At 44.2% G+C, this 5,187-nt stretch carries 13 protein-coding genes and 1 pseudogene; 7 read left to right on the forward strand and 7 right to left on the reverse strand.

Going from position 1 to position 5,187, the window contains the following annotated elements; translation table 11 throughout:
• The 5 genes and pseudogenes from AB7U36_RS17855 to AB7U36_RS17875 all read right to left on the reverse strand — a co-directional run.
• Positions 1-78 (reverse strand): annotated as a pseudogene (locus tag AB7U36_RS17855) (HigA family addiction module antitoxin); the annotation flags it as partial.
• A gap of 86 nt (positions 79-164) precedes the next feature.
• Positions 165-413: a type II toxin-antitoxin system RelE/ParE family toxin gene (locus tag AB7U36_RS17860; protein WP_428161041.1), complete on the reverse strand. Its 249-nt coding sequence runs from the start codon at positions 411-413 to the stop codon at positions 165-167.
• Positions 409-540 carry a hypothetical protein gene (locus AB7U36_RS17865; RefSeq protein WP_428161030.1) on the reverse strand — a complete coding sequence of 44 codons (132 nt, stop codon included), beginning with the start codon at positions 538-540 and terminating at the stop codon, positions 409-411. The genes AB7U36_RS17860 and AB7U36_RS17865 overlap by 5 nt, the downstream gene beginning before the upstream one ends.
• A 22-nt stretch (positions 541-562) precedes the next feature.
• Positions 563-829 carry a hypothetical protein gene (locus AB7U36_RS17870; protein WP_428161042.1) on the reverse strand — a complete coding sequence of 89 codons (267 nt, stop codon included), beginning with the start codon at positions 827-829 and terminating at the stop codon, positions 563-565.
• Positions 820-1,029 carry a hypothetical protein gene (locus AB7U36_RS17875; RefSeq protein WP_428161031.1) on the reverse strand — a complete coding sequence of 70 codons (210 nt, stop codon included), beginning with the start codon at positions 1,027-1,029 and terminating at the stop codon, positions 820-822. Before AB7U36_RS17875 ends, AB7U36_RS17870 begins: the two co-directional genes overlap by 10 nt.
• Positions 1,030-1,264: 235 nt before the next feature.
• On the opposite strand from AB7U36_RS17875, the gene AB7U36_RS17880 reads away from it, so the two are divergent.
• Positions 1,265-1,459: a hypothetical protein gene (locus tag AB7U36_RS17880; RefSeq protein ID WP_428161032.1), complete on the forward strand. Its 195-nt coding sequence runs from the start codon at positions 1,265-1,267 to the stop codon at positions 1,457-1,459.
• Here the strand turns inward: AB7U36_RS17880 and AB7U36_RS17885 are convergent.
• The gene (locus tag AB7U36_RS17885; protein ID WP_428161033.1) at positions 1,441-1,623 is read right to left on the reverse strand and encodes a type II toxin-antitoxin system HicB family antitoxin; all 183 of its coding nucleotides are present in this window, start codon (positions 1,621-1,623) and stop codon (positions 1,441-1,443) included. The two genes, AB7U36_RS17880 and AB7U36_RS17885, sit on opposite strands and share 19 nt — an antisense overlap.
• Positions 1,586-1,897, reverse strand: coding sequence for a nucleotidyltransferase family protein (locus AB7U36_RS17890; RefSeq protein WP_428161034.1), 312 nt, complete (start codon positions 1,895-1,897; stop codon positions 1,586-1,588). Before AB7U36_RS17890 ends, AB7U36_RS17885 begins: the two co-directional genes overlap by 38 nt.
• 399 nt (positions 1,898-2,296) lie before the next feature.
• On the opposite strand from AB7U36_RS17890, the gene AB7U36_RS17895 reads away from it, so the two are divergent.
• The 6 genes from AB7U36_RS17895 to AB7U36_RS17920 all read left to right on the forward strand — a co-directional run.
• Positions 2,297-2,764, forward strand: a complete 468-nt coding sequence (locus tag AB7U36_RS17895; RefSeq protein WP_428161035.1) for a hypothetical protein — start codon at positions 2,297-2,299, stop codon at positions 2,762-2,764.
• Positions 2,765-3,113: 349 nt separating this feature from the next.
• Complete coding sequence (locus tag AB7U36_RS17900; RefSeq protein ID WP_428161036.1) at positions 3,114-3,326, forward strand: type II toxin-antitoxin system HicB family antitoxin; 213 nt, start codon at positions 3,114-3,116, stop codon at positions 3,324-3,326.
• A 1-nt stretch (position 3,327) separates the two neighbouring features.
• Positions 3,328-3,555: a type II toxin-antitoxin system HicA family toxin gene (locus AB7U36_RS17905; RefSeq protein WP_428161037.1), complete on the forward strand. Its 228-nt coding sequence runs from the start codon at positions 3,328-3,330 to the stop codon at positions 3,553-3,555.
• A gap of 356 nt (positions 3,556-3,911) precedes the next feature.
• On the forward strand, positions 3,912-4,412 hold the full coding sequence (locus AB7U36_RS17910) for a hypothetical protein (RefSeq protein ID WP_428161038.1): 501 nt from the start codon (positions 3,912-3,914) through the stop codon (positions 4,410-4,412).
• A 215-nt stretch (positions 4,413-4,627) separates the two neighbouring features.
• Positions 4,628-4,762 (forward strand): hypothetical protein, encoded by a 135-nt coding sequence (locus AB7U36_RS17915; protein ID WP_428161039.1) that lies wholly within the window; start codon positions 4,628-4,630, stop codon positions 4,760-4,762.
• Positions 4,763-4,808: 46 nt separating this feature from the next.
• On the forward strand, positions 4,809-5,187 hold a 379-nt coding region (locus tag AB7U36_RS17920), incomplete at its 3' end, for a hypothetical protein (RefSeq protein ID WP_428161040.1).

Genomic DNA, 5,187 nt, shown 5'->3' on the forward strand with positions numbered 1-5,187 from the left:
TTCAGGAGAGATCCCGGCACGGCCGTTAAGCAGGGCAGATAAAGTTTTTCTGGTGACGCCGAGCCCCTCTGCTGCCATGGTGACCGTCAAATCAGCGGTTCAAGGCAAAGTTCCCGGATCACTTCTCCCGGATGGGGCGGGTTGTGCATAGCCATAAATCCTCCTCAATGATAGTCGTTGTAATCTACATTAACGACGTTGTTATTTTCGAATTGAAAGAAAACCCTCCAGTTGCCGGATACGTCAACCGCCCAGAAATCATTCAGTTCTCCTTTTAACGGGTGAAGCCTCAATCCCGGAAGGTCCATGTCATCAGGGCTCTGGGCGGCGTCCAGCCTTGCGAGGATAATTCTCAGCCGTTTAACATGATCAGGATTGACGTCTTTCCGGAGACCGTCATAGATGGACTCAATGGCTTTTTGAAGCCAAGCGTTCCTGGGGGTTGTCTTTAGTGGCCTTTGTCTTTAAATGCGCTGCCGTGATAATGGCGAAGGGGTTTGTCTGGTCCAGCAGGTTGTCTATGTTGTCTGCGTAGTCCATGAGCTTCGCCGTTTGATGGCGCTTAAAGCCTGTTCATTAGATTGTTGTAATCCTCATGAGACCCGATCCAGAACCAGACAACATCCATGTCTTCTCTATAAGCCAACGCCCTGTAATGATAACCGATGTTAACAGTCCAGACGGAACCCTTCTTGCTGAAATTCAGTGATGGGTGAGTATGGTCTTGTTTGAAAATCTCAAATTTTTTGTCGGCAACACCCTGAATCTGTTTGGGAAGTCTGTGGTAGCATGTCCAGAAGTCTGGATGCGTGAAAGACCTTAATCCCATCTCATGCACTTGCCGGCTGAAAAATCTGACTTTATTCGATTCAGCAGATCTCTGCCTCTGCCGCCATCTTTGAAATCATCTTCAATTTCTTTGTCCCAAACTTCTCCTTCCAATTCAGCAAACCATTTGGAAAGTCGAAGCCTTTCTGTATCTGGAAGGGATAATATGTCGTCTTGAATTTTTTTTATAGTGATGTTCATACTGAGCCTGCCTTTATTTACATTTACGCGAAATTTAATGCCCTCTTTTCAAGGGCTTGGTATTCATATGGCTATTTTAATCATAATCCGGGGATAAAGCAAGATTCAAGGAGTTCTAGCCTGATCAACTCCCTGAATTACGTGCAAAACTGTCCAGTCTCTCTGCTAACTGTGTCGTGGGGTCGGGCCATGCTATGTGTACCGGCCCATAGTCGATCAGATCGCCAAAAGTCCGGTGAAAATCGCAAATCTGCATAAGACCGTGCCCGGCATGACCATGCCATCCCTGTTGCAGTCCTTGACCCTGCTGGCCCATGGCGGGGCTGTGGGGTTTTATGTGCCGGATGCGGATTTAGTGCCGGCTGTGGCGTTCAACCATGCCCTGGCCGAGCGGGTGGCCTGCGGGGCGTCTTATATGAATTCATTCTGAATGGCCGGCTCTTCTTCAAGGCACATCTCAATGACGTCCCGCATGTTGAGCATTAACTCCTCAATAGTACGTCCCTGGGCATAACATCCTTTCAAGGCAGGGACCTCCCCCACAAAGAAATCGTCTTCATCTTTTTCGATAATGACATAAAATTCTTTTTTCATCGTCTATTCTCTTTTTAAGAAGTGCATTCATGTCATTTCTATACCTTATAATATCAACTTTCCGATGTAGCTGCTCCTCGAGTTCCTGTTTGATTCCGATAAGATGAAACAGGTCTGCTTTTCCAAGTTCGACAACAATATCAATATCACTTTTCTCGTTCATTTCATTCCGTGCCGCCGAACCCAAAATGCCTATTTTAAGAATGCTGTATTGTTTTTTATTTTTATCTTTGAACCGGCGCAGGTCAATGAGGATATCCTCCCGTTTAGTCATGATTCCTCCAGGAAAAAGGTGACACATTATTGACGATATATTTTACCAAAGATTTAACATATTGCGTATTGCAACGGCAATTATATCAGTTAATTTGTTCGTGGGGTCGGGTTTGTCGTGGGGTCGGGCCATGCTAACTGCTTGAAATAAAATCATGTTTGATTTAATATACCCTCCATATCATGGCTATAATCAATTTTTTAGGGAAAATAGGGGACAGACCACGTTTTATTATCATCAAAGTCGATGGCAAATCGGGTAAAGAATCGGAAGTATGGGCTGTTTTCTTTTTTGGGTGGTTGCTAATCAATGCCCTGATGGTTATAATCATTCCATGGCGATTGATGTGAAAAAAAAATACCAGTTATAGCTGGTTGACGTAAAAAAAGGGGGAGGGACATGAAATCAAACCTATTGAACTGTGTGATGATTGTATTCATCTTTCTCCATCTGTTTTTACCGGTGTCATTATGGGCTGCGGACATAGCCCCCCGGATATCGGATCGTGAGATCATCGAAAAGCTTGTTGTTCTGGAAGAGGGTCAGAAAGCGTTCAGGTCTGAAATAAAATCGGGCCAGGAAGCGCTTAATAAAAGACTGGATGATTCAAATAATACGATGCTTATTCTTTTTGGATCGCTCATCACGTTGATTGTGGCGCTTTTTGGTTATATCGCCTGGGATCGTCGTACCATGGTGAAGCCGGTGATTGAACAGGTCAATCGGCTGGAACGTAAAGTAATGGCTGATCTGGATTTGGAACACTCGGATGGTTCACTTTTAAGAAGACAGCTTGAGGCATTGAGACAATATGCCGGAAAGAATCCTGAATTTGCTGAAATATTGCGGGGATTGGCACTGCTTTAGAAGAACCGATTCGGGGTCGGACGATGCTAACTGCTCATATTCATATTTTTGTTGTTGATGACAAAGAGCATATTGTGTCGTGGAGTCTGGCCATGCCAACTACCCGAAATAAAGTCAAATTTGCTTAAAAACACCATCCATATCATGTCTATAATTGATTTTTTAGGGTCAACAACATTGATTTAGGAATTCCAGGGACACCAGAACACATATTTTTAACCACGAAAAGAACAAAGGAACAAATGGGGACAGGTGCATAATGCTTGTTCCCTTTTTTGTTTGCTCTTGACTGGTTGGTGGGGTTAGGTATATCTGTGTGGTATGAATAATCTTTTAAAGGAGATGACTTATGAAATTTAGAATTGTTTTGAAACCTGACATTGAAGATGGTGGATATAATGTAAGCTGCCCTGCTTTAACTGGATGTCATTCTCAAGGGGATAGTATTGATGAGGCTGTCTTGAATATTCAGGAAGCAATTGAACTCTGTCTTGAAGTGTTGAATGAGCGGGCTGCCAAATCCATAAGACCAAATGAACAAATCCTTGAAGTAGTGCTTTAAAATGTCAAGATTGGGCAGTTATACAGGAACCGTTATCGTTCAAGCGTTTCAAAAAGCTGGTTGGTCAATATCCAGACAAAAAGGAAGCCATGTAGCGATGGAAAAACCTGGTCAAGAGGCAACTCTTTCGGTACCTGTGCATAAAGGTAAAGAGGTTAAACGGGGTACACTGCGAGACCTAATAAAAGATGCTGGAATGACAGTTGATGAATTTGTTTCTAATTTATAATCTAATTCCTAATTCCTTCCTATTGTTGCAGCAAAAATTCGAAGCATACCATTAAAACATCCATTTGAGCCCTTCGCTGTAGACTTCCCACAGCCAGCCAGGTAGGGTGGGCAAAAGCGCAGCGGTGCCCGCGATTGTATGTGTAGCATTTTGTGCCTGAATGATAAATCAAATGCATTCGAGGACAACCGGTGGGCACCAAAAGCGTGCCCATGTAAGCTTATTATTTTTGGCGTTTTGGCTTTTCTTTTTGGGGTGGTTGCTAATCAATGCCCTGATGGTTATAATCATTTCATGGCAATTGATGTGAAAAAGGATACCGGTTATAGCTGGTTGAAGTAAAAAAAGAGGTGGGCATGAAATCAAACCTGTCGAACTGTGTGATGATTGTATTCATATTTCTTCATCTGTTTTTACCGGTGTCATTATGGGCTGTGGAGATAGCCCCCCGGATATCGGATCGTGAGATCATCGAAAAACTTGTTGTTCTGGAAGAGGGGCAGAAAGCGTTCAGAGCTGAAATGAAATCGGGCCAGGAAGCGCTCAGGTCTGAAATGAAGTCGGGCCAGGAAGCGCTTAATAAAAGACTGGATGATTCAAATAATACGATGCTTGTTCTTTTCGGATCTCTCATCACGTTGATTGTGGCACTTTTTGGTTATATCGCCTGGGATCGTCGTACCATGGTGAGGCCGGTGATTGAACAGGTCAATCGCCTGGAACGTAAAGTGCTGGCTGATCTGGATTTGGAACACTCGGATGGTTCACTTTTAAGAAGGCAGCTTGAGGCATTGAGACAATATGCCGGAAAGAATCCTGAATTTGCTGAAATACTGCGGGGATTGGCGCTGCTTTAGAAAAAAAGACAAGAATTTCGGGGTAGGGTAGAGCACTGATTTGGCCGGTTTCTTCAGCCCTTTTTATATTCGGGACACCTTGCCGCACGCGGCTACTACGTGTTCCAAAGGCCTTGCATCCTCAGTGCTCCTTCATCAAACCGTGCATACGGTTTTCCCGTACACGGTTTTCCGATGTTCTTCATCGTAAGGCTTGCGCTCTGTTAAAGACCTTGATGGAAAAAGAAACCGGGTTGCAATACCTGGAGGTGGTGGTCCGGTACCTGGCATCGGCCCTGGACGAAGATGAACTGGGGTGGTTGCTAATCAATGCTCTGATGGTTATAATCATTTCATGGCAATTGATGTGAAAAAGAATACCGGTTATAGCTGGTTGAAGTAAAAAAAGGGGTGGGCATGAAATCAAACCTGTTCAATTGTGTGATGATTGTATTCATATTTCTCCATCTGTTTTTACCGGTGTCATTATGGGCTGTGGAGATAGCCCCCCGGATATCGGATCGTGAGATCATTGAAAAGCTTGCTGTTCTCGAAGAGGGGCAGAAAGCGCTCAGGGCTGAAGTGAAATCGGGCCAGGAAGCGCTCAGGTCTGAAATGAGGTCGGGCCAGGAAGCGCTCAGGTCTGAAATGAGGTCGGGCCAGGAAGCACTTAATAAAAGACTGGATGATTTAAACAAAAGACAGGATGATTCAAATAATACGATGCTTGTTCTTTTCGGATCTCTCATCACGCTGATTGTGGCGCTTTTTGGTTATATCGCCTGGGATCGTCGTA

It is taken from the genome of Desulfobacter sp., assembly GCF_050177295.1.